Origin of the sequence: Kitasatospora sp. MY 5-36, from assembly GCF_001182915.1 — a bacterium.
In the GTDB taxonomy this organism is placed as follows: Bacteria; Actinomycetota; Actinomycetes; order Streptomycetales; family Streptomycetaceae; genus Kitasatospora.
Genome location: NZ_LFVW01001349.1, coordinates 1 through 810, shown reverse-complemented (window position 1 = coordinate 810; position 810 = coordinate 1). Strand labels below are relative to the sequence as shown.

General features: G+C 76.3%; 1 protein-coding gene. It reads right to left on the bottom strand.

The features are described from left to right. Positions 1–423: helix-turn-helix transcriptional regulator (locus AE652_RS42375; protein WP_049661577.1), on the bottom strand; the 423-nt coding region annotated here is incomplete at its 3' end. Positions 424–810 lie beyond the last annotated feature (387 nt).

Sequence of the window (810 nt, the reverse complement as noted above, 5' to 3'; positions counted from 1 at the left end):
CGGGGCCGCCGCCGGCTCCCCGGCCCCGGCGGCCACCACCGCCTCACCCACGGCCGCTCCTGCCGCCACCGCGACCACCGCCACCGGCACCGGGGCCGCCACTTTGGCGGATGCCGCCCCCGCCCGCAGCTCCTCGTCCACCCGCGCGCGCAGGGCGAGCGCCTGGTCGAGGTCCTCCTCCGCCAACCGGTAACAGGACCAGAGCGCGCGGACTGCCGCCTCCGGCGCCGGGTGCCGGCCGTCCGGGCTCTCGTAGCGGGAGACGGTGGTCTGGGCGATGTTGAGCCGCCGGGCCACCGTCTTCTGCGGCAGTTCCCCCGCGCGGGCCCGCCACTCGCGCAGCGTCCGCGCCAGCTCCACCCGCGCCGACGGCCCGGCTCCGACGCCCTCCGCCTCCGGCCCGGTGACTCTCCTGTCCGGCATCCGTCCGCTCCCCTCTCCTTCGGCCCGTGCATATCCGCAGCTCGGAGCACACGCATACCCGACTGCATACGAATGAGTAACCATCTGATCGCGCAGCGTAGGAGTCGGCGGCCCGGCCGTGCAACGCTGACGACCAGCCGGTGAAACCCCCGGCGAATCCCACCCCCTCCCGTACCCGGGCATTCGTATGCCGCCCCGGGGCACGGGATGCACTCGAAGGAGTCACCGATGTACCCGACCCGTCACCTCACGCTCCCCGCCCTCAAGCAGCGCACGGGCCGCGCCGTCGCCCTCGCCGTGCTGGCGGCGGCCGCGCTCACCGGGACCGGCGCGGCGGACGCGCTCGCCCTCCCGGCGACCCCGCCCGCCGCCGGCTCCACCGCCACC